The 20,546-nt window shown below is 74.2% G+C and carries 22 protein-coding genes; 9 read left to right on the forward strand and 13 right to left on the reverse strand.

The genetic code is table 11. The features are described from left to right. Window positions 1-643: 643 nt before the first annotated feature. The 3 genes from EDC03_RS00785 to EDC03_RS00795 all read right to left on the reverse strand — a co-directional run bounded on the left by EDC03_RS00785 (window position 644) and on the right by EDC03_RS00795 (window position 2,576). Complete coding sequence (locus tag EDC03_RS00785) at window positions 644-1,081, reverse strand: hypothetical protein (RefSeq protein WP_148057971.1); 438 nt, start codon at window positions 1,079-1,081, stop codon at window positions 644-646. Further along, window positions 1,071-1,664: a recombinase family protein gene (locus EDC03_RS00790; RefSeq protein WP_123378312.1), complete on the reverse strand. Its 594-nt coding sequence runs from the start codon at window positions 1,662-1,664 to the stop codon at window positions 1,071-1,073. Before EDC03_RS00790 ends, EDC03_RS00785 begins: the two co-directional genes overlap by 11 nt. Window positions 1,665-1,871: 207 nt before the next feature. After that, a complete protein-coding gene (locus tag EDC03_RS00795; protein ID WP_123378313.1) occupies window positions 1,872-2,576 on the reverse strand; it encodes a DsbA family protein in 705 nt (234 codons plus the stop codon). A gap of 81 nt (window positions 2,577-2,657) precedes the next feature. Between EDC03_RS00795 and EDC03_RS00800 the strand changes: the two genes are divergently transcribed. From EDC03_RS00800 to EDC03_RS00820, 5 genes are all read left to right on the forward strand, one after another. Further along, a complete protein-coding gene (locus EDC03_RS00800; RefSeq protein WP_199719820.1) occupies window positions 2,658-3,083 on the forward strand; it encodes an ArsR/SmtB family transcription factor in 426 nt (141 codons plus the stop codon). Then, window positions 3,080-3,931, forward strand: a complete 852-nt coding sequence (locus EDC03_RS00805; RefSeq protein ID WP_199719821.1) for a cation efflux transmembrane domain-containing protein — start codon at window positions 3,080-3,082, stop codon at window positions 3,929-3,931. The genes EDC03_RS00800 and EDC03_RS00805 overlap by 4 nt, the downstream gene beginning before the upstream one ends. Window positions 3,932-4,039: 108 nt before the next feature. Further along, the gene (locus EDC03_RS00810) at window positions 4,040-6,250 is read left to right on the forward strand and encodes a copper-transporting P-type ATPase (RefSeq protein WP_123378315.1); all 2,211 of its coding nucleotides are present in this window, start codon (window positions 4,040-4,042) and stop codon (window positions 6,248-6,250) included. 276 nt (window positions 6,251-6,526) lie between these two features. Continuing rightward, entirely contained in the window at window positions 6,527-7,075 is a 549-nt protein-coding gene (locus EDC03_RS00815; RefSeq protein ID WP_123378316.1) for a hypothetical protein, read from the forward strand. 51 nt (window positions 7,076-7,126) lie between these two features. Continuing rightward, window positions 7,127-7,852 (forward strand): DUF305 domain-containing protein, encoded by a 726-nt coding sequence (locus tag EDC03_RS00820; RefSeq protein WP_199719822.1) that lies wholly within the window; start codon window positions 7,127-7,129, stop codon window positions 7,850-7,852. Window positions 7,853-8,042: 190 nt separating this feature from the next. Here EDC03_RS00820 and EDC03_RS00825 read toward each other — a convergent pair whose 3' ends face one another. From EDC03_RS00825 to EDC03_RS00840, 4 genes are all read right to left on the reverse strand, one after another. Then, window positions 8,043-8,771, reverse strand: a complete 729-nt coding sequence (locus EDC03_RS00825; protein ID WP_158674153.1) for a GNAT family N-acetyltransferase — start codon at window positions 8,769-8,771, stop codon at window positions 8,043-8,045. A 990-nt stretch (window positions 8,772-9,761) separates the two neighbouring features. Then, window positions 9,762-10,574: an SDR family NAD(P)-dependent oxidoreductase gene (locus tag EDC03_RS00830; RefSeq protein WP_199719823.1), complete on the reverse strand. Its 813-nt coding sequence runs from the start codon at window positions 10,572-10,574 to the stop codon at window positions 9,762-9,764. Window positions 10,575-10,655: 81 nt separating this feature from the next. After that, window positions 10,656-11,597 carry an NAD-dependent epimerase/dehydratase family protein gene (locus EDC03_RS18320; protein WP_123378318.1) on the reverse strand — a complete coding sequence of 314 codons (942 nt, stop codon included), beginning with the start codon at window positions 11,595-11,597 and terminating at the stop codon, window positions 10,656-10,658. Beyond that, window positions 11,594-12,454: an oxidoreductase gene (locus EDC03_RS00840; RefSeq protein ID WP_123378319.1), complete on the reverse strand. Its 861-nt coding sequence runs from the start codon at window positions 12,452-12,454 to the stop codon at window positions 11,594-11,596. The genes EDC03_RS18320 and EDC03_RS00840 overlap by 4 nt, the downstream gene beginning before the upstream one ends. Before the next feature lie 171 nt (window positions 12,455-12,625). On the opposite strand from EDC03_RS00840, the gene EDC03_RS00845 reads away from it, so the two are divergent. Then, entirely contained in the window at window positions 12,626-13,468 is an 843-nt protein-coding gene (locus EDC03_RS00845) for a helix-turn-helix transcriptional regulator (protein WP_123378320.1), read from the forward strand. Here EDC03_RS00845 and EDC03_RS18515 read toward each other — a convergent pair. Both EDC03_RS18515 and EDC03_RS00855 read right to left on the reverse strand, forming a co-directional pair. Further along, window positions 13,387-13,926: a helix-turn-helix domain-containing protein gene (locus tag EDC03_RS18515; RefSeq protein ID WP_123378321.1), complete on the reverse strand. Its 540-nt coding sequence runs from the start codon at window positions 13,924-13,926 to the stop codon at window positions 13,387-13,389. The genes EDC03_RS00845 and EDC03_RS18515 overlap by 82 nt on opposite strands. Before the next feature lie 93 nt (window positions 13,927-14,019). Next, window positions 14,020-14,718 carry a DsbA family protein gene (locus EDC03_RS00855; RefSeq protein ID WP_123378322.1) on the reverse strand — a complete coding sequence of 233 codons (699 nt, stop codon included), beginning with the start codon at window positions 14,716-14,718 and terminating at the stop codon, window positions 14,020-14,022. A gap of 105 nt (window positions 14,719-14,823) precedes the next feature. On the opposite strand from EDC03_RS00855, the gene EDC03_RS00860 reads away from it, so the two are divergent. Together EDC03_RS00860 and EDC03_RS00865 are read left to right on the forward strand one after the other, a co-directional pair. Beyond that, window positions 14,824-15,201, forward strand: coding sequence for an ArsR/SmtB family transcription factor (locus tag EDC03_RS00860; protein ID WP_123378323.1), 378 nt, complete (start codon window positions 14,824-14,826; stop codon window positions 15,199-15,201). Continuing rightward, window positions 15,201-15,965, forward strand: coding sequence for a cation efflux transmembrane domain-containing protein (locus EDC03_RS00865; protein WP_123378725.1), 765 nt, complete (start codon window positions 15,201-15,203; stop codon window positions 15,963-15,965). Before EDC03_RS00860 ends, EDC03_RS00865 begins: the two co-directional genes overlap by 1 nt. A 52-nt stretch (window positions 15,966-16,017) precedes the next feature. On the opposite strand, the gene EDC03_RS00870 is transcribed toward EDC03_RS00865, so the two are convergent. Further along, window positions 16,018-16,860 carry an alpha/beta fold hydrolase gene (locus EDC03_RS00870; RefSeq protein ID WP_123378324.1) on the reverse strand — a complete coding sequence of 281 codons (843 nt, stop codon included), beginning with the start codon at window positions 16,858-16,860 and terminating at the stop codon, window positions 16,018-16,020. Window positions 16,861-16,925: 65 nt separating this feature from the next. Further along, window positions 16,926-17,702, reverse strand: coding sequence for an MIP/aquaporin family protein (locus EDC03_RS00875; protein WP_123378325.1), 777 nt, complete (start codon window positions 17,700-17,702; stop codon window positions 16,926-16,928). A gap of 155 nt (window positions 17,703-17,857) precedes the next feature. Here EDC03_RS00875 and EDC03_RS17420 point away from each other — a divergent pair, with 155 nt between their 5' ends. After that, window positions 17,858-18,019: a hypothetical protein gene (locus tag EDC03_RS17420; protein WP_158674155.1), complete on the forward strand. Its 162-nt coding sequence runs from the start codon at window positions 17,858-17,860 to the stop codon at window positions 18,017-18,019. 50 nt (window positions 18,020-18,069) lie between these two features. Here the strand turns inward: EDC03_RS17420 and EDC03_RS00880 are convergent, their stop codons facing one another. Then, a complete protein-coding gene (locus EDC03_RS00880; protein WP_123378326.1) occupies window positions 18,070-19,002 on the reverse strand; it encodes a cation diffusion facilitator family transporter in 933 nt (310 codons plus the stop codon). An 81-nt stretch (window positions 19,003-19,083) separates the two neighbouring features. Then, on the reverse strand, window positions 19,084-20,439 hold the full coding sequence (locus EDC03_RS00885) for a hypothetical protein (protein WP_148057972.1): 1,356 nt from the start codon (window positions 20,437-20,439) through the stop codon (window positions 19,084-19,086). Window positions 20,440-20,546: the final 107 nt, after the last annotated feature.

Here is a 20,546-nt window from a genome sequence, read left to right on the forward strand (position 1 = left end):
CGCCGGATGACGATCGTCGTCCGGTCAGCGTCCCGGTGATGAAGGCCGCACCCTCACTACCGCCTCAGCGTCACCTTGGTCGCTAGGCGAAGCGCCAGATCGCCACAACGGCGCACAGGGCCAAGAAGGACCCGTACATGATGATCTGACCTCGGGTGCTGGCGGGCCGCCAGTTACCGCCCTTCACCCAGGGCATTACTTCTTGTTCCTGCGCAGGAACATGACAACCGCAATGACGGCGAAGATGGCAATGAGAACAAAGAAGAACTCCATGCTGATGGAGCCGCCGCTAGTACCCACTGTCACCTCACCACTAATGGCGGCCGCGCCCACGCTGCCCGCTCTGGGGCGGCGACCATAGCCAGGCCGACGACGATGCGCCCCCCAGCAGCGACACACCACTCGTCCGTGTTGCCACCTGTAGCACCCGTCTCACTTGACGACCGTCTACCGGTGACGCCACAGGTCAGCGGCCCGTCGAGGCGTCGCTTGGCAGCGGGCGTCCCGATAGCCCTGTCCGGTTTGAATTTTCACTCAGGGGCGTCATACGGACGGCCCCGGTGGCGGCGCGAGAGTCGGTTGGCCTCGCGGGCGAGCTGGACGATCGAAGGTCCCGACCATGCGGCGAACCTGGGCGTCGCCGTCAGCGGCGCGCCAGCTGTAGCTGCTCGCGCGTCCACGGGCCCGCGCCGTGCAGCCACCGGTCCAACCAGTGAGGCCACCGGACCCATCGGCGGTTCCACTCCTGGAGGAAGCAGGCCTCGGCGTAGTCCAACGGGGTGACGACGCCTGCCGTGGCGGTGCCCGCGGGCGACCGGCGCACGGCGTCGTCGACCAGCGCCTGCAGCGCGGCGGCGTCGACCTCACCGGTGAGGGTGAGCACCACGCGCTCCTCCTTCCGCACGCTCGCGATGGCCAGGACCGCGCCGTCGACTCGATAGGCGGCCACGTACTCGCCGTCCTCGACCATCAGGAACTCCATCGACCCAGCCGCATACGCCGCATCGGCGTAGACGTCGAGGTCACCGTCACGGTCGAGCACGAAGACCGCCCCGCCGACCGGCGCCTCATCACGAGCCACCGCCGACCCCCTGCTCATCCGTCGCCCGCGAGCCCAGGACGTTGCGGTAGATGGTGTTGCGGGAGACACCGAGGTGGGCGGCAACGCCGGTGACGGTGGCGCCCGGCTGGGCGAGCAGCGCCCGGGCCGCCTCGATCCGCTCGGGGCCCATGACGGTCGGGCGGCCGCCGACGCGGCCGCGGGCGCGGGCGGCCTCGAGCCCGGCGATGGTCCGCTCCCGGATGAGCTGACGCTCGAAGTCCGCCAGGGCCCCGAAGATCGAGAACACCAGCCGACCGCCGGCGGTGGTGGTGTCGATGGACTCGGTCAGGGACCGGAAGCCCACTCCCCTGGCCTCGAGCTCGTTGACCGTGGCGAGCAGGTGCGGCAGGGACCGGCCGAGCCGGTCCAAACGCCAGACGACGAGGGTGTCGCCGGGCAGCAGCCGCTCGAGGAGCTGGGCTAGCTGAGGCCGGTCGTCGCGGGAGCCGGAGGCGACGTCGGTCCACAGCCGGGCGCAGCCGGCAGCGGTCAGCGCATCGTGCTGGAGCGAAGCGTCCTGCGAGGTCGTCGAGACCCGGGCGTATCCGTGGGCGTGAGGCACTCCCCCACTGTGCCGGAAAGGCCGACCACCGGGTTGTGGCACGCCGAGGTTTCCGCCACGGGTTTTGGCACGTCCACTATCAGCGTGTCGCGCTCTCGCCGCCCGCCCCCGGCGACTGTCCCTCAAACCATCGGTTTAGTTGTGAGGCGGTCGGGTTGTCGCTTCCTCACAACGACACCTCCCCCGACGGCGTGGCGGACCTCGTGATCAGTCGGTTGCGGCGAGGGCCTGGTCGACAAGCTCGCGGAAGTGGTCGGGCGAGGTCGGCTCGATGCGCTGGCCGTCGAGGAAGAACGTCGGGGTGCCCTGGACGCCGAGGGCCTGGCCGTCGGTGAGGTCCTGGCCGACCCGCTGCAGGGTGGCGGGATCGGCCACGGCCGCGTCGTAGGCGGCCAGGTCCAGCCCGAGGTCGGCGGCGTAGCCGCGGAAGACTTTCGCTTGGGAGGCCTCCTGGTGAGACCAGTCCTCCTGGGTCTCGTACAGCCGCTGGTACATGACCTCGAAGGCGTCCTGGCCGGCGGCGGCCTCGACGGCGACCGCGGCGGTCTCGGAGTTGGGGTGCCCGGGCAGCGGGAAGTACCGGGCGACCACGCTCAGGCGACCCTCGTACTCCGCCCGCAGCTCTTCCACGGTGGGGTAGACCTCGGCGCACGCCTCGCACTCCAGGTCCAGGAACTCCACCAGCACCGGCGCTCCGGACCCGGCGTCGGACAGGTAGTGACTGTCCTGGCGGACCAGCGGCACGTCGGCCTGCGCGGTCGGGGTCGGTCCGCCACCGCCGGAGACGACCGTGAGGACCACCAGCGCCGCGACCACCGCTAGGAATCCCCCGGCGGCCAGGGTCAGGACCCGCGACAGCCTGCTGGGACGACGTCGGCGGGGCGGCGTCACACGGCCCGGTGCAGTGCTCATCAGATGTCCTCCAGCAGCCCTCGGTCACCGGTCATGGCGACGGCTCACCATAACGAACTAATGAACGTTAGAGTTACTGACGTGGAGAGAGTCGACGACTGCGACCTGCTGTGCCTGGACCTGCCGCACGCCGAGCGGGTCCGCGCGGCCGTGCCGGCCCCGGGCGCCCTCGACGACGCCGCGGCGCGGGCCAAGGCGCTGTCGGACCCGACCCGGCTGCGGGTCGCAACGGCCCTGGCGACCGGCGGAGCCATGTGCGGGTGCGACCTGGCCTGGGTGACCGGGCTGGCGACCAACCTGGTCTCCCACCACGCCCGGGCGCTGCGCGCCGCCGGGCTCGCGAGCTCACGGCGCGACGGCAAGCTCGTGATGTATCAGCTCACCCCAGCGGGGGTCGCGCTGCTCGGCGCGCTGACCGGCACCGGCGCTCTCACCCACCTCGCCAGTACCGCCGGTGCCGCTGGTGTCGCCGGCGCGCCGGCCGACCAGGGAGCGGCGACCCGATGAGCACCCCGACGCGCCCCGCGGCGCCGGTCTTGAACGGTGCCCGGCGGGCGGTGCTGACCCGCCGGGTCCGCTGGGTCGTGGCCATCACGATCACCTGGAACGTCGTCGAGGCCGTCGTGGCCATCACCGCCGGCCGCGACGCGTCCTCGACCGCCCTGGTCGCGTTCGGGCTCGACTCCGTCGTCGAGGTGCTGTCCGCCGCCGCAGTGGCGTGGCAGTTCTCCGCCCCCGACCCCCAGGCCCGCGAACGGGTCGCGATGCGGTTGATCGCGGTGTCCTTCGTCGGCCTGGCCCTGTTCGTCTCCGTCGACGCCCTCCGCACCCTGTTAGGCACTGCCGAGCCCAAGCACTCGACCATCGGCATCGCCTTGGCCGCGCTCAGCCTCGCCGTGATGCCGTTCCTGTCCTGGTTCGAACGCCGCACCGGCCGCGAGCTCGGCTCAGCCTCAGCCGTGGTCGACTCCAAGCAGACGCTGCTGTGCACCTACCTGTCCGCGGTCCTGCTGGTCGGACTGCTGCTCAACTCCACCCTCGGGTGGACCTGGGCCGACCCGATCGCGGCCCTGGTCATCGCCGCCGTCGCCCTCAAGGAAGCCCGCGAGGCCTGGCGCGGTGACGCCTGCTGCGCCCCCACCGCCCTGACCGCTCACGCCGACGACCCTGCACCGGTCGACGGCCAGGTCGATCCTTCGCCTGGGGCTCAGCCGGGGGTTCAGGGGGCCGGGTGCGAGGACGGCCGCTGTTCGGTGCCCACGGGCTCGTCCCGTCGAGGCCGGCCCGCGCCCATGTCTTCGCCCGTGCCCACGCCCACGCCCACGGCCACGGCCACGGCCACGCCGGGGTCATAGCCGACCGGTCGTCGCCCGTCTGCAGTTGGTCGGGTTCTGGTCGTCGGGCGAGGCGACCACCTCCTCCCACCTGGGAATAGGGTACCCCCCGGGGGTATTGTGGTGGGCATGGTTCATCTGCGTCACGGCCCGCGCGTCGCCGCCCACGGCTCGTCCGACGGCTCTCATGGCGACCACGCCCCCACCGGCACGACGGCCGAGCACACGTGCCCGATGCACCCCGAGGTCCGCCAGCAGGGGCCGGGGGCGTGCCCGATCTGCGGGATGGCGTTGGAGCCGGTGACGGTCACTGCCGAGGACGGTCCGAGCCCGGAGCTGGTCGACTTCACCCGGCGGCTGTGGGTCGCGGTGGTGCTGACGGTGCCGGTGGTGGTCCTCGAGATGGGCGCCCACCTGTTTCCAGTCGTGCACGACTTCGTACCGCCGGCGGTGTCGGTGTGGGTGCAGCTGGTGCTGGCGACCCCGGTGGTGCTGTGGGCGGGGTGGCCGTTCTTCGTGCGGGGTGTGGCCTCGGTGCGCAGCCGGCACCTGAACATGTTCACGTTGGTCGCCCTGGGGACCGGGGTGGCGTGGGCCTTCAGCGTCGTGGCGGTCCTGGCGCCGGGGATCTTCCCGGCGGCTTTCCGCGGCATGGGCGGGACGGTCGACGTCTACTTCGAGCCCGCCGCTGTCATCGCGACGCTGGTGCTGCTGGGGCAGGTGCTCGAGCTGCGGGCCCGCGACCGCACCTCCGGGGCGGTGCGCGCCCTGCTGGACCTGACCCCGCCGACCGCCCGCCGGGTCGAGACCGACGGCAGCGAGCACGACGTCGACCTGGCCGACATTGCCGTGGGCGACCTCGTGCGGGTGCGCCCCGGGGAGAAGGTCCCGGTCGACGGGACCGTCGAGTCCGGCCGCGCGAGCGTCGACGAGTCGATGGTCACCGGCGAGTCGATGCCGGTGACCAAGACCGGCGGTGACCCGGTGATCGGGGGGACGCTGGCCTCCGGCGGTGGGCTGCTGGTACGCGCTGGCGCTGTCGGCGGCGACACTGTCCTGGCCCGGGTAGTCGACCTTGTCTCGGCCGCGCAGCGCTCCCGCGCCCCGATCCAGGCGACCGTCGACAAGGTCGCCGCGGTCTTCGTGCCCGTGGTCATCGCCGTGGCCGTGGCCGCCTTCGTGGTGTGGGCGCTGGTCGGCCCCGACCCCGCCCTGGCGCACGCCTTGATCGTCGCGGTCAGCGTGCTGATCATCGCCTGCCCGTGCGCGCTGGGGCTGGCCACGCCGATGTCGGTGATGGTCGGCGTCGGCCGCGCCGCCGGCGCCGGCGTGCTGGTCAAGGACGCCCAAGCGATGGAGCGGCTGGAGAAGGTCGACACCGTCGTGGTCGACAAGACCGGCACCCTGACCCAGGGCCGCCCCGAGCTCACCGACATCCACGCCGTCGAGGGCGCCGACCCCACCCGGGTGCTGCGGCTGGCCGCCGCGCTCGAGCGGTCCTCCGAGCACCCCCTGGCCCACGCCGTGGTGACCGCCGCCGACAGCCAGCCCGACGCGCGGACCGCTGGAGGCCCAGTGGTCAGCGACTTCGCCGCCCCCGCCGGGCGTGGGGTGTCCGGGGTCGTCGACGGCCACCGCGTGCTGGTCGGCAGCGCCGCCCACCTGCGCGAGCACGACGTCGACCCCTCTCCGCTGGAGGGCGACGCCGACCGGGTCCGCGCCGGCGCGGCGACCGGCGTGCTGGTCGCCGTCGACGGCGCCCCAGCCGCGGTCCTGGCGATCGCCGACCCGATCCGCCAGACCACCGCCGAGGCGCTGGCGGCGCTGCGCGCCGACGGGCTCGAGGTCGTAATGCTCACCGGTGACGCCCACGCGACCGCCGCCGCGGTCGCCGGGCAGGTCGGCATCGACCGGTTCGAGGCCGAGGTCACCCCCGAGCGCAAGCACGAGGTCGTCGCCGAGCTCCGCGCCCGAGGGAGGGTCGTGGCGATGGTCGGTGACGGCGTCAACGACGCCCCCGCCCTGGCCGCGGCCGACGTGGGCGTGGCGATGGGCACCGGCACCGACGTCGCCCTGGAGAGCGCCGGGGTCACCCTGCTGCAGGCCGACCTGACCGCCCTGGTCCGCGCCCGCCGGCTGTCGCGGGCGACCATGCGCAACATTCGCCAGAACCTGGTCTTCGCGTTCGTCTACAACGGCGCGGGCATCCCGATCGCCGCGGGCGTGCTGTACCCCGCGACCGGTCTGCTGCTGTCCCCCGTCCTCGCCGCGGCCGCGATGGCCCTGTCGTCCTTCAGCGTCATCACCAACGCCCTGCGGTTGCGCACCACCACCACCTGAGCCGAACCTGCCCCGAACCCACATCGAGGCCACCGGCGCCCGCGCCGGTGGCCCGATCGACACCCCACCGGACCCGAGAGGAGGCCTGCACCGATGAGCACGCCGACGATGCGGCCCTCGGGCTCGCTGACGCATCCGGCACCCGCCGGTCAAGCTGCTGGTGGGGCCGGCAGCCGGGGTCCGGGTGGGAGCACGCGCGGGCGCGCGAGCCGGAGTGGGCGGCGCGGTAAGGCCGCCGTCGTCCACGGTCGCGGTGAGCACCGTCGCATCCCGACGGTGGCCGACGCTGCGCAATGGGCGGCCGTGATGCTGCTGGCGACCGGCGTGGTCGTCATGCATGCCGTGCTCGGCCTGGCCCCGGCCTCCTCGACGTCCCTGGCCGGCTCCCCCGCCTCCACCTCGGCTACTCCTGCGGCCATCACCCAAACCGTCACCGAGACCGTCACCCGGACCGGCCCCGAGACCGTCACCCAGACCATCGGGTCGACGTCGATGTCCACGTCTGGCGTCTCGTCGGGTGTCGCCGCCGCTCAGGTGTCGCCGGACGCCGGCCACGGCGGTCCGGCCGACCCGTCCGGTCATGACTGCGTGCACTGCCAGGGCGCGGACCACGCGATGTCGTTGGGGCACCTGTGCTTGGCGGTCGTCGGCGGGTTGCTGCTGGCCGGTGCTGCTGCGTGGGGCCGGCGCCGTCACCGGCTGCCGGTGCTGGACCTCGACGTCCGGCGCAGCGAGCAAGGGCTCCGCCCACCGGCGCGGGCGGTGCTGGGCGTCCCACCCTGGAGTCATCTGTCCTTGGCGCAGCTGTCCCTGCTGCGGGTGTGACAGGTCACCGGAGCCGTCGACCCCGACGCGCTCCGGGCCCTGTCATCACGCGTGAGCACCACGTGCTTCGCGTGCATCTACCCCGCAGCACACAGCCGCAAGGAGAACTTCGTGAAGATCCGCACCGTGATGCCCGCCCTCGCCCTGACCAGCGCCCTGGTCCTGGCCGGTTGCGGCGACGACGACGCCCCGATGCCCGGCATGGACATGGGTTCAGGCAGCACCTCCAGCCCCACCAGCAGCTCCTCGGCCACCGAGGGGGGCGACAACGAGCACAGCCAGGACACCCCGACCGGCGAGGCCGCCGACGTGATGTTCCTGCAGATGATGTACCCCCACCACGCCCAGGCGACCGAGATGGCGGCGCTGGCGCAGGGCCGCACCGACAACCAGGCCGTGCTGGACCTGGCCACCCAGATCGAGCAGGCCCAGGGCCCGGAGATGGAGGAGATGGCCCAGCTGCTCGAGAGCCTCGGTGAGCCCGCACCCTCGGCCGACATGAGCGCGATGGAGGGCATGGACCACGGCTCGGGGTCGATGAGCGGGATGATGGACGAGGAGGACATGACCACTCTGGAGGCCGCCTCGGGCCGCGAGTTCGACCAGATGTGGCTGTCGATGATGATCGAGCACCACACCGGTGCGGTCGAGATGGCCCGCACCGAGCTCGAGAACGGCGCCGACCCGCAGGTCAAGCAGCTGGCGACCGAGATCATCGAGGGCCAGGAGGCCGAAATCACCACGATGACCGAGCTCGTCAACCAGCCCCCTCGCTGACCGCCCCCGCAGCACCCGGGACTTCACGGCAGGTCGGCCCTCGGCCCGCGTCCTGCTCGCCACACCGCGTGGCGGGCAGGACGCGGGCCTGCCCTCGACGGAGACATGCCGCCAGATCGCGGCCCGTAGAAGCACCCCCGAGCCCCCCCTCCCCCGAGCCACCCGGACCACCTCAGAGCCACCCCTGGGGCTACCGCAGAGGTAAGCGGTACTCGATCAGCGCGGCACCGTCGCGCTCGACCTCCCGGGCCCGCTGCCATCCCAGCCGGTCGTAGAAGCCGGCCGCCCCCGCACGCTCCCGGTCTGACGCCTGCCCCCGCAGCCCCGGCGCCGGGCGGGCCTGCGCGATGGCGTCACGGGTCAGCAAGCACACCTCGGTGGCCCCCTCCTGCCGGGCCGCCTCGACCGCGGCCTCGAGCAGCTCGCGCCCGACCCCTCGACCGCGCACAGCCGGAACGGTGACCAGGGCGTAGACCACGGCCGACCGGGCGGGACCGACCGGCTCCCCCTGACCACCGCCGCCGCCTCGAGGACCAGCCGCGGTAGCAGCAGACGGCGCGGCCGGCGGGGCGCCGTGACCGCGTCCGGTCGGTCGAGGGCGCCGGCGCAGCAGCCGGCGGGCGTAGCGACGGCCACGGGTACGCGCGAACAACATCGCTACCACCGGCCGCCGGAGCAGGGCCGCGACGCCCGCAGCCCCCAGCCGCCACCGGCCGGTCCGCAGCACCTCCTCGACGTACCGGTCGGCCCGGGTCGCCACGAGGGCGAAGCCCACGACCTGGCCCAGGTCGTCGACCGCGACGACCCCGCGGCCATGGGGCACCGCCACGAAGGTGCGATGCCACCGCCGCAGGAAGCCGGCACCCAGCTGCGGGAACAGGCCCACCGACAGGTACTGGTGGTGCAGCCCGGCGGTCACCTGACAGTCGTCGTCTCTCATCGGCCGCAGCGCCGTCCTGGCCATCTGCCTGGACGAGTCGGCACTGCGGTAGTCGTCGTGCCCCCGGTGACCCGGGTCGTGCTGAAAGCGCGCGGGCATGCGTCATCGGCCCTCTGGTGACGAACGAGCACTGCCGCGGCCCCGAGGCCGGCGACGGTGATGACCTCAGAAGGCGGTCAGACCCTCCGCAGGCACAGCTGCGCCAAGGACGGGCCCGCCGGCACCCACACCGAGCCACGCACCAGCGGAGGACCCCGGAGCCCGTGCGCCCGGGTGGCCCACGCCAGCAGCGCCACCCCGACGACCCCGACCACCCACGACCGGTCAGCATCGGCTCGACCGGACCGGCCCGCCGCGGCAGCCACCTCTGCCCTCTGCCCGGCCAGGTGACCGCTGGGATGAGCACCCGAGTGCTCCCCCGATCCCGAATGCCCTACATGCTCGGACTGGCCTGGGTATCCCGCAGGAGCATCACCGTGCACGTGAGCGGCAAGACCCCCATGGACCGCAGCTGACCGCGTGTCGGCAGGCCCGTCCGCGCCCGTCTGATGGTGGTGAGCCCCTAGGACGGCGACCACCACCACGACCAGCACGGCCGCCAACCACGCCCCCGGCAGCCGTGGGGCGCCCGCGTGCGGGAGACGGGGCACGGGCATAGCCGCAGGGTAGAGACGCCACCTCACCCTGGTCGGCAGCCCTGACCGACGCCACGACCGAGGCCCCGACCGCCCGCGCGACACGCGCACCAGTCGACAACTGTCCCAGAAAGGGTGTCCGTTGCTCCACTGCTCCAGAAGCTCGCGTCATGTGGCACAGGCAATCGAACGCCCCTCGACAACCCCGCCACCCGGTGTGCCAGAAACCATCGAATGACGCCACGGACAGTCGGCTTGGAGGTTTCGACAGGAAGCCGGATGCAGAGCAGGGCCGGCGGCTGGTTGCCGTCGGCCCTGTTGTTGGTGGTGTGCGTCAGGACGGGCGGGCGGCCTCGGCCTGTCGGGCGGCCTTGACCGGCTCGGGGGTGGTGCGGTTGTCGATCGCGGCCTGCTTGGTGGCCTCGTCGCCGCCGACGACGTGGTCGTCGCCGGCGATGAGCGCGTCGTAGCCCTGCTGGGCGACGAGGGTCTTGTCGTTCTTCCAGGAGTTGTCGCCGAACTTGGTGTTGCCCATGCCGGCGTTGGCGTGGAACTCGCTGTTGGTGGCGCCAGGGAGCAGGGCGGTGACGGACACGCCGGTGTCCTTGAGCTCTTCGCGCAGGGACTCGGCGAAGGAGAACCCGAAGGCTTTGGACGGGCCGTAGACGGTCTCGTAGGGGGTGGGGGTGGTCGCCGAGACCGACGAGACGACCAAGATCCGCCCGTCACCGCCTGCGACCATGTGCTGCACGACCCGCTTGGCCATGTGGACGGTGCCGGTGACGTTGATCGCGATGAGCTTGAGCTCGTCGTCCAGGTCGGTGTCGACGAAGGCACCGCCGACGCCGATCCCGACGTTGAGCGCGGCCGCGGCGACGGGGCGGCCGAGGTCGGTCACGAAGGTCCAGAAGCCCTCGACGCCGTCGTAGGTGCCGGCGTCCCCGCGGAAGGGGTAGGCCTCCACACCCAGGTCCGCCAGGGTCTTGGCGGAGTCGAAGACCCGCTCGCTCTGCCCGGAGATCGCCACGTCGTAGCCGTGGGTGGCGAACTGCTTGGCCAGCTCCAGGCCGATCCCGGAGGCGCCGCCGGTGACCAGGGCCAGAGGGCGGGCGGCGGCCGTGCCCGTGGTGGTGGTGGTGTCGCTCATCGGTGCTCCTTGCTCGAGGGGGACGTCGCTGCGCGTGCTCGCGCTCGTGCTGGCGCCGTGGTGGGTGTGGTGAATGCTGGGTCAGACGTGGTCGCGCCAGGAGTGGCGGGGGGTGAAGCCGAGCTCGTCGCGGGCGCGGGCGTTGGACAGCAGCGAGCCGTGCTCGGCGATGCGGCCGCGGACCTCGGCGCGGGGGTAGCGGGCGGCGATGATGTCGGCGGTCGGGATCGGCATGACGGTGTCGTCGGCCACGATCAGGTAGGCGCGGAAGCCCCGGGGCTCGTGGCGGACGGCGAGCTCAACGGCCTGGCCGACGTCACGGGCGTCGACGTAAGACCAGATGTCCCACGCGCGGGCGTCGAGGTCGTCGGCGAACGAGGGGTACTCGGCGTACTCCTGCACGGTCTGGACGTAGGAGATCCGCAGCGCGGTGATCCGCAGGTCGGGGTCGCCGGCGGTGAACTCCTCGGCGACGTGCTCACCGACGACCTTGGACAGGCCGTAGGCGTTGCGGCCGCGGCGGGGCGCGTCGTCGTCCAGCGGCAGGTAGGGCAGGTCGTCACCGAAGGGCACGCCCAGGACGGTCTCGCTGGAGGCGATGACGATGTCCTTGATCTTCAGCCGCCGGCAGGCCTCCACGACGTTGTAGAACGCCATCACGTTGTTCCCGAAGGTCTGGGTGTTGGAGACCAGCCGGGGGTGGGGCACCGCGGCGAGGTGGACCACGACGTCGAAGGCCCGGTCCTGGGTGTCTCCCAAGACGTCCCAGCCGACCGAGCCGAGGGCGTCGAAGGTCTGCCCGTAGTCGCCCAGGTCGGCGACGATCGAGATGATGTCGTCGCGCTGGGCCGAGGTGCGGTCGATCCCGACGACCTCGTGACCGGCGGCCAGCAGCGCGTCGACGGCGTACCCGCCGACCTTGCCGTTGATGCCGGTCACCGCGACCCGCAGCTTCTTGGCGGTCTCCATGTGCTCCTGCTGGGTGCTGGTGCTGTCGCTGCTGGTGGCGTCGGGGGCGGTCACGCGGCGTCCCCGGTGGAGGTCTCGTCGGCGCCGCGGCTGAGGTACTCACGGGCGGCGATGTCGTCGCGGACCATGTCGAGCTTCTCGCGGATGCCGTCGTAGGCGATGGCGCCCAGCGGCAGCCGCAGCGGCGGGGTGTCCTCGTGGGCGACGGCCACGATCGCGGCCGCGGCGCGGGCGGGGTCACCGGGCTCGGCGCCGGCGCCCTGACGGAAGGTGCGGCGCTGGGCGCCGGCGGTGGCCGCGTAGTCGGCGATCTCGTCCTCGGGGGTGACCTCGGCGGCCGAGGACCCGGCCCAGTCGGTCGCGAACGGGCCGGGCTCGACGATGACCACGCGCACGCCCAGCGGGGCGACCTCCTGCGCGAGGGCCTCCGACAGGCCCTCGACGGCGAACTTCGAGGCGTTGTACCAGCCGACCGCGGGGAACGAGCGCATCCCGCCGACCGAGGAGACGTTGACCACGGTGCCGGTGCGGCGGTCCCGCATCCCCGGCAGCACCGCGTTAGTCACCCCGACGAGGCCGAAGACGTTGATCTCCATCATCCGGCGGTACTCGGCCTCCTGGCTCTCCTCGACCGCGGCGAAGTACCCGATCCCGGCGTTGTTGAAGAGCACGTCGATCCCGCCGAAGGCCTCCTCGGCGCGGGCCACGACGGTCGCGACCTGCTCGGCGTCGGTCACGTCCAACGCGAGGGCCAGGACCTGGTCGTCGTCGACGCCGGCGGTTCGAGCCAGGTCGGTCAGGGCGTCGGTGGAGCGGGCAGTGGCCACGACCCGGTCGCCGCGGCGCAGCGCCTCCAGGGCGACCTCGCGTCCGAAGCCACGCGATGAGCCGGTGATGAACCAGGTGTGCATGAGGGCCCTCCAGCCGGTTGAGCAGACGGTGGCGCCGGACAGCTGCCCGACGCGCTTGCCTGAACAGGCAACCGCCCACCACCAGGGCCGAGGAAGGGTCGCCGCACCCTAGGAGCCGGCGACCCACCCACACCCCTTCTTCCGGGTTGCGGCCGGGGCGAGCATGGGGCGGTGGCCACCAACCAGGCGCTGAGCTCGTTCCTGACCGCCAAGCGCGCCGCCGTCAGCCCCGCCGAGGCCGGCGTGCCCGTCACCGGGCCCCGCCGGGTGCCCGGGCTGCGCCGCGAGGAGGTCGCCTACCTGTCCGGCGTCAGCGCCGACTGGTACGTCCGCCTCGAGCAGGGCCGCCAGATCACCCCCTCGGAGTCGGTCCTGGCCGCCGTCGCCCGGACCCTGCGCCTGGACGACGCCGAACGCGACTACCTGTTCAACCTCGCCGGCCACCGCTCCGACGGCCGTCGCCGTCCGCCCCGCGCGACCGTCCGCCCCGGCGTCACCCGCATGATCGGCGCCCTGGTCGACCAGGCCGCGTTCGTCCTGGGCCCCCGCATGGAGGTCCTCACCGGCAACGACCTCACCTGGGCACTGATCCACGACTTCCCCGCCGAACCCGACGACCGCCAGAACCTGCTCCGCTGGCTGCTGACCGACCCCACCGCCAAGGACCTCTACCTCGACTGGGCCGTCGTGGTCTCGGAGATGGTCGGCGTGCTCCACCTGGAGTCCAGCGCCCACCCCAAGGACGCCGCCATCGCCGCCCTCGTCGGCGACCTCGCCACCACCAGCGCCGAGTTCCGCACCTGGTGGGCCGACCCCCGACCCCAGGGCCGCACCTCGGGCACCAAGCGCTTCGCCCACCCCGTCGCCGGCCCGCTGACCATCGACTGGGAAGCGTTCACCCTGCCCGACGAGCCCACTCAGACACTCTTCATCTACACCGCCGCCGACCCCACCTCGCGCGACGCCATGCGCTTCCTGGCCACCTGGCAGACCAGCCGTACCACCACGTCCTGACCGCGGCCGGCGCTCAGCGCAGCAGCTCGGCCCCGCGACGTAGAACGTCGATACGGCTCGCTCGGCCGGCACCTGCTCGCCGCGCTGTCTGCACCATGGGCCCGGTACGCCTCGCGGCCTCCGTTCCGGGCCACCTCCCTCGAGACCGTGCAGGCAGGCCGGCCGAGAGCGGCTGCGATGCGCCGCAAGCTCAAGCCGGCGGCCAGGCCACGGGAGATCTCTTCCCGCTCGACCAGCGACAGGTGCCTCGACGAGCGGCCAGCGGGATGGACCCGAACCCCGCCGGTAGCGCCGAAGTACCGGCTGACGCGGTACGTCGGCTCCCCGATGTCCCGAGCGATCGAGCGGACCGACTGGCCGGTCCTCCAGGCCGTCCAAGCCTGGTCCTGCTGGGCGGGCGTGAGCGCGGGGCTCGGCACGGGCACCTCCACGGGTCGTGGCCATCGTGGGTGGTGCATCGACCGGTTGAGGCCGCCATCGATTTTGCTCTGAGGCAGCCGTGTTGTGCCCTTTCCACAACCACACGCCGCTGGCGAGACCGAGAGAACCCATCAGTCGGCCGCGAGGGCCTGGTCGACGAGCTCGCGGAAGTGGTCGGGTGAGGTCGGTTCGATCCGCTGCCCGTCGAGGAAGAAGGTCGGGGTGCCCTGGACGCCGAGGGCCTGGCCGTCCATGAGGTCCTGCCCGACCCGCTGGAGGGTGGCCGGGTCGGCCACGGCGGCGTCGTAGGTGGGCAGGTCCAGGCCGAGGTCGGCCGCGAACCCGCGGAAGACGTCTGCCTGGGAGGCCTCCCGGTGGCTCCACCGCTCCTGCGTCTCGTACATCCGCCGGTACATGCCCTCGAAGGCGCCCTGGCCGGCGGCGGCCTCGACCACGACCGCGGCCGTCTCGGAGCTGGGGTGCCCGGGCAGCGGGAAGTACCGCGCGACCACGGTGAGGCGCCCGTCGTACTCGGCCCGCAGCTCCTCCACCGTCGGGTAGACCTCGGCGCACGCCTCGCACTCCAGGTCCAGGAACCCCACGAGCACCGGCGCGCCCGGACCGGCGTCGGAGAGGTGGTGGCTGTCCTCGCGCACCAGGGGGACGTCGGCCTGCGCGGCCGGCGTCCGCCCGCCACCGCCGGCGACGACGGTGACGACCACCAGCGCGGCGACCGCGGCCAGGAAGCCGCCGGCGACCACGGTCAGCACCCGCGACAGCGTGCCGGGACGACGGCGACGGCCCGGGGCCGGCCTCGGTGCGGTGCTCATGACCGGGTCCTCCAGCGGTCGGGGCGCGCCCCCGTGGGTCGTCGGCGCGGTCACCGGCAGGGCGACGGCTCACCCTAACGCTCCAACGACGGTTAGGGTGATCGGGTGGAGCGAGCGGACGACTGCGACCTGCTGTGCCTCGACCTGCCGCACGCGGAGCAGGTCCGTGCGGCCCTGCCCGCTCCCGAGGCCCTGGACGGCGTCGCCGCGAGAGCCAAGGCGCTGTCCGACCCGACCCGCCTGCGCGTCGCGACGGCGCTGGCGACCGGCGGGGCGATGTGCGGGTGCGACCTGGCGTGGGTGACCGGTCTGGCGACCAACCTCGTCTCCCACCACGCCCGGGCGCTGCGGGCCGCCGGCCTGGCCGCCTCCCGCCGCGACGGGAAGCTCGTCATGTACCGCCTCACCCCGACCGGCACCGCGCTGCTCGAGGCCCTGACCGGCGCCGACGCCGCCTCCGAGCGTGCGGGGACAGTCCGGTGATCGCCCACAGCGCGCCGGCGACGCCCGACCTCAACGCAACGCGCCGAGCCGTGCTGACCCGCCGGGTCCGCTGGGTCGTGGCCGTCACGATCACCTGGAACGTCGTCGAGGCCGTCGTGGCCCTCACCGCCGGCCACGTCGCGTCCTCGACCGCGCTGGTCGCCTTCGGGCTCGACTCCGTCGTCGAGGTGCTGTCGGCCGCCGCGGTCGCGTGGCAGTTCTCCGTCCCCGACCCGCAGGCCCGCGAGCGGGTCGCGATGCGCCTGATCGCGGTGTCCTTCGTCGGTCTGGCCCTGCTCGTGTCGGTCGACGCCGTCCGCACCCTGCTCGGCGCCGTCGAGCCCGAGCACGTCCGGGTCGGCATCGTCCTGGCCGCCCTCAGCCTGGCCGTCATGCCGTTCCTGTCGTGGTTCGAGCGCCGCACCGGCCGCGAGCTCGGCTCCGCCTCGGCCGTGGCCGACTCGAAGCAGACGCTGCTGTGCACCTACCTCTCGGCGGTCCTGCTCGTCGGGCTGCTGCTCAACGCCACCCTCGGCTGGACCTGGGCCGGCCCCGTCGCCGCCCTGGTGATCGCCGCCGTCGCCCTCGGGGAGGCCCGGGGGGCCTGGCGCGGCGACGCCTGCTGCGCCCCCACCGCCCTGACCACCACCCGCACCGACGACGGCGGCGGCGCAGGGAGCGCGTGCACCGACCCTTGCTGCTCCTCCGACGCAGGCGCCACGAGGCAGGCCACCCCGGTCCAGCTCTCGGCACGCCGGCCCTGACACCAGGCGCACGGCCGCCGGCACGGGGCCGACCCCGTCGACGACCCCGTGATCAGCGGCGCCGCACGTGCGCCAGGACCGCCGCGACCACCGCGTCCGGCTCCCGCTCGGGCACCCAGTGGCCGGTCGGCAGCACCCGGTGCTCGTAGGGGCCGCGGACGAGGTCGGCGGTCCCCTCGACCGCCGCCCGGGCGTAGAAGGGGTCGTCGCGACCGGACAGGTAGGTCACGGGCACCCCGACCCGTCCGACGCCTCCGGAGAACGGGAGGGCGCGGTACCAGCCGAGCGCCGCGGTGAGGCGGCCGCCCTCGCCGGCACGAAGTGCGTAGCCCGCGGCGAGCTCGTCGGCCAGGCCGGTGCGCCGCAGCGTCTCCCGCAGCCCCCGGCCGCCACGGCGCAGCAGCACCCGCTCGGGGAGCCACGGCACCTGGAAGCCGAGGACGTACGCCGAGCGCAGCAGCTGGTCGGACCGGGTGACGGCGCCGACCATCGCCGCCGGGTGCGCCTGCGAGAGCGCCGTCAGCGACGCCACCCGGTCCGGGTGCCGCGCCGCCAGCGCCCACGCCACGACGCCGCCCCAGTCGTGACCGACGACGTGGGCGCGGGCCACGCCGACGGCGTCGAGCAGGGCGACCGCGTCGGCGACGAGCTCGGGCAGCGCGTACGGCCGCCGCCCGCGCGGCCGGGCACCCGGCGAGTACCCGCGCTGGTCCGGCGCCAGCACGCGCACCCCCGCGGCGGCGAGCCGGGGCGCGACGCCGTCCCAGGCCGACCGGTCCTGCGGGAAGCCGTGGAGGCACAGGGCGACCTGACCGCCGGTTACCTCCCCCGGCCGGCCGGCCGGGGCGGTGTCGGTGACGTCGAAGGTGAGGCCGTCGCGCCGGAAGGTGTCCACCGCCCCACCGTGCGGCCCGACGGCCCGGGCCGCCGCCCGGGCCGTCGGGTGCGTCGGACGAGGGGTCAGGCCGTGGGGGCCGACGCCCGCCCGATGACCCGGTCGTAGAGGACCGCGGCCGCGATGCCGCCGACGACCGGCGCCAGCAGGTACAGCCAGGCGCTGCCGAGCTCGCCGCTGACGAGCATGGGCCCGAGCGCGCGCACGGGGTTGACGGCGCCGCCGGTGACCGGCCCGCCGATGAGGACGGCAGCCGCGAGCGCGAAACCGATGCTCGTGCTCGCCGCCGCGCCCGAGGCCCGACGGTCGCTCGTCACGGCGATGATGACGAAGACGAGCAGGAAGGTGATGAGCGCCTCGACGAGGAAGGCGCGCCCGTCGGAGACGCCGTCCGCCGGGGCGGGTGCCCCGAGCGCCGCGACGGAGCGGGCGTCGGGACCGAAGGCCGCCCACGTGGCGAGGGCGGCCAGGACGGCGCCGGCGAGCTGGAAGCCGACGTAGACCGGCACGGCGCGCCAGGCGAACTTGCCGGTGACCGCGAGGCCGAGCGTGACGGCCGGGTTGAGGTGGGCCCCGCTGACGTGCCCGAGCGCCCCGACGAGCGCCGCGAGGACGAAGCCGAAGGCGAGCGCGATGGCGAGGCTGTCCGGCGGCGCCCCGCCGATGGCGGTGCCGAGCGTGGCGGCGACGGCCGTGGCCGTCCCGGTGAAGACGAGGAAGAAGGCGCCGATCATCTCGGCGAGTCCCGCCCGCGTGAGGTTGAGCGTGCCCGTCGCCTCGTCGGCGGAGGACGTCCGCGGGTCCGCCGCGTCCTCGAAGGACGTGTCGCGTCGTCGTGCCATGGGGGTGCGCTCCTCGTGCTTTACGGCGTAAGCCAGAACAGGTCGCACGGACCGTAAGTGCCACCGGGCCGCGGCGCGCGGCGGAGGCGTCACCCGGGCGGGTGGCGCCCTCCGGGAGGGCGCCGGTGAGGCTCGCCGCGCGGCACGATGCCGCCGTGAGCGCTGCCGACCCCTCCTCGCCCCTCGTCGTCGTCCTGCCGCACGTGGGCGAGGCGCTCGTCGCGGCGCCCGTGGCCGTCCTGGTCGTCGCGGCGGCCGTCGGCGTGGTGCTGCAGGTGCGCGAGCGGCGGCGGCGGGCGGCGTCGCGCCGGCCCTGACCGCCCGCGTCGGGCCCGGGCCCGCTCCGGCGGACGGCGGGCGACCGCCCTCAGGGGTGGGCGTGCTCCTCGTGCCCGTGGTGGGACAGCGGCTCGAGCTGGAACGTCGAGTGGTGCACCGCCACGGCGAAGTGCTCGGCCACGCACCGCTGGAGCACGTCGAGCACCTGGGGCGCGTGCCCGTCGTGGAAGCAGCCGTCGTCGAGGACGACGTGGGCGGAGAGCACGGGGAGCCCGCTGACGATCTCCGAGGCGTGGAGGTCGTGGACCCCCCGGACGTGCGGCAGCGCCAGCAGGTGCCCGCGGACGTCGTCGAGGTCCAGGTCCCGCGGGACGGCCTCGAGGAGGACCCCCGTCGTCTCGCGGAGGATCGACAGCGTGCGGGGCACGACGAGGGCGACGACGACGAAGGACGCGACGGCGTCGGCCCGCTGCCACCCGGTGAGCAGGACGACGAGCGCGGACACGAGCACGGCCACGGACCCCACGCCGTCGGCGAGCACCTCGAGGAAGGCCGCCCGGGTGTTGACGCTCGCCCCCCGCCCGCGGGCCAGCACGGCGAGCCCGACGACGTTGACCGCCAGGCCCACGGCGCCGAAGACGAGCACGAGGCCGGCCGCCACCTCGGGCGGCTCGGCGAGGCGCCGGACCGCCTCGACGGCCACGAGGACGCCGACGGCGAGGAGCAGCCCCGCCTGGACGGTGGCGCCGAGCACCTCGGCGCGGCGCAGCCCCCACGTGCGCCGCGACGTCGGCGGGCGCAGCGCCAGGGTGGCCGCGAGGACGGCGATGCCGAGCCCGACGACGTCGGTGAGCATGTGCGCGGCGTCGGCCAGCAGCGCGAGGCTGCCGGTGACGAGCCCGCCGACCACCTGGACGACCATGACGGTCGCCGTGAGGCCGAGGACGACGAGCAGGCGGCGGCGCTGGTCCTGCGCGCCGTCGGGCCCGGCCGAGGGGCCGTGGTGGTGCCCCGCGCCCATCAGGCCGCCCCGGCGCCGTGCGTCACGCCGACGATCCAACCACCGGGGGCGGTGCCGGGGCGGTGCGCCCCCGCCGTCGGGTCAGGCGCGGTCGCGCACCCAGGCGAGCGGTCGGCGGACGGTCGAGAGCGGGCCGAAGCCGCGGCGGTAGGAGCTGGTGCGGATCGAGCCCACCTGGAAGAGGACGAACACCACGAGCCAGAGCAGGCGCGCCTGCGCGGGGGCGGTGAGGAGCAGGACGGCGGCGGCCACGACGAGCGCCCCGACCTCCACGGCGACGACCGCGGCCAACGAGCCCGGCGCCAGCCAGGGCGCGCGCCCGTCCCACGCGCCGCCGCCCGGCCGGCTGCGGAGGTGCAGCACCGTGGGTGCCGCCGCGCTGACGACCGCCGCCGTGCCGAGGACGGCGCCCGCGAGGGGCCCCGCTCCCCCGCCGACGGCGACGGTGGCGTAGGCGCCGAGCACCGCGAGCGCGCCCGCGACGTCCCAGACCTTCCAGTCGGCCCACGACGAGGCGGGGCGGTCCCGGGCGACGACGAGGGACGCGGGCTCCGCCGGGACGGCGGCCGTCGTGCCCTCGGCCCGCAGCAGGCCGGCGTGCTGGAGCAGGAGGCCGACGTGCGCCCGGCGCTGCAGGCCGGCCGCCGGGGGCTCGCCCCGGCCGCGCAGGAACGTCGTGGCCTCGAGCGCCCACGCCGTGCAGACGGTGGCCGTGTAGGTGGCGAGCACGGTGACGACGAGGAGCAGGCCCAGGACCGCGGGCAGCTCGCCCTGCGAGGCGGCGTGGTAGCCCGCCCAGACGCGCAGCCCGTAGCCGAGGGGGATGCACAGCAGCACGGGCAGGCCGAGCCGGCGCGCGTCGGTGCTGCCCGGCACGACGTCGGGCCCGCGGCGGATGCGCTCGCGGCACACCTCGTAGGTGCCCGAGACGAGCACGAGGAGGACGAGGAAGGCGACGGCGGCCTGACCGGCGGCGCCGGGCAGCCAGACCGCGAGGCCGACGGCGAGGACGACGCGGGCGACGAGGCTCCCCCAGACGACCGCGGCCCGCAGCGGGGTCCAAGGGAAGGTCAGCCGGCCCCGGTGCGTCTTCTCCGGGTGGGCGGCGTCGGCCGCGCGGTCGCGGAGGTCGTTGAGCTGGTAGCGGGCCTGGTAGGCGAGGACCTCGACGAGCAGCCACAGGACGACGAGCTGGCCGAGCAGCGCGCCCGTGGGCAGCCGGCCCTCCGCGACGACGGCCACGGCCGCGCCCAGCGGCACCAGCGGCAGCTTGAGGAGCACCTCCCGGGCCCGCGGCATCAGCGCGCGGGAGACGACCTGGCCGCGCGTGCTGCGCAGCTCCTCCGTCGTCGGTCCCACGTCGTGCCCCCGCCCCTCCGGTGACGGCTCGTCGCCGTCCGCCCGGCTCCCGACCGCCATGACCCCCGTCGCGCTCACGGTCAGTCACCGTAGGGGCCGCCGCCGACCGCCGGGGCCGTCCGTCGGGACGTCACCCGTGAGGACCACCGGCGTTCACGAGGACGACGCAGCGCTGTCGTCGCCCT

Source organism: Pseudokineococcus lusitanus, from assembly GCF_003751265.1.
Classification (GTDB): domain Bacteria; phylum Actinomycetota; class Actinomycetes; order Actinomycetales; family Quadrisphaeraceae; genus Pseudokineococcus; species Pseudokineococcus lusitanus.

Bases quoted from the DNA above. Each gene is read 5' to 3' on its own strand.
- EDC03_RS00795 (WP_123378313.1), bottom strand. From the start codon at position 2,576: ATGAGCACTGCACCGGGCCGTGTGACGCCGCCCCGCCGACGTCGTCCC.
- EDC03_RS00805 (WP_199719821.1), top strand. From the start codon at position 3,080: ATGAGCACCCCGACGCGCCCCGCGGCGCCGGTCTTGAACGGTGCCCGG.
- EDC03_RS00810 (WP_123378315.1), top strand. From the start codon at position 4,040: ATGGTTCATCTGCGTCACGGCCCGCGCGTCGCCGCCCACGGCTCGTCC.
- EDC03_RS00830 (WP_199719823.1), bottom strand. From the start codon at position 10,574: ATGAGCGACACCACCACCACCACGGGCACGGCCGCCGCCCGCCCTCTG.
- EDC03_RS00840 (WP_123378319.1), bottom strand. From the start codon at position 12,454: ATGCACACCTGGTTCATCACCGGCTCATCGCGTGGCTTCGGACGCGAG.
- EDC03_RS18515 (WP_123378321.1), bottom strand. From the start codon at position 13,926: ATGCACCACCCACGATGGCCACGACCCGTGGAGGTGCCCGTGCCGAGC.
- EDC03_RS00855 (WP_123378322.1), bottom strand. From the start codon at position 14,718: ATGAGCACCGCACCGAGGCCGGCCCCGGGCCGTCGCCGTCGTCCCGGC.
- EDC03_RS00875 (WP_123378325.1), bottom strand. From the start codon at position 17,702: ATGGCACGACGACGCGACACGTCCTTCGAGGACGCGGCGGACCCGCGG.
- EDC03_RS00880 (WP_123378326.1), bottom strand. From the start codon at position 19,002: ATGGGCGCGGGGCACCACCACGGCCCCTCGGCCGGGCCCGACGGCGCG.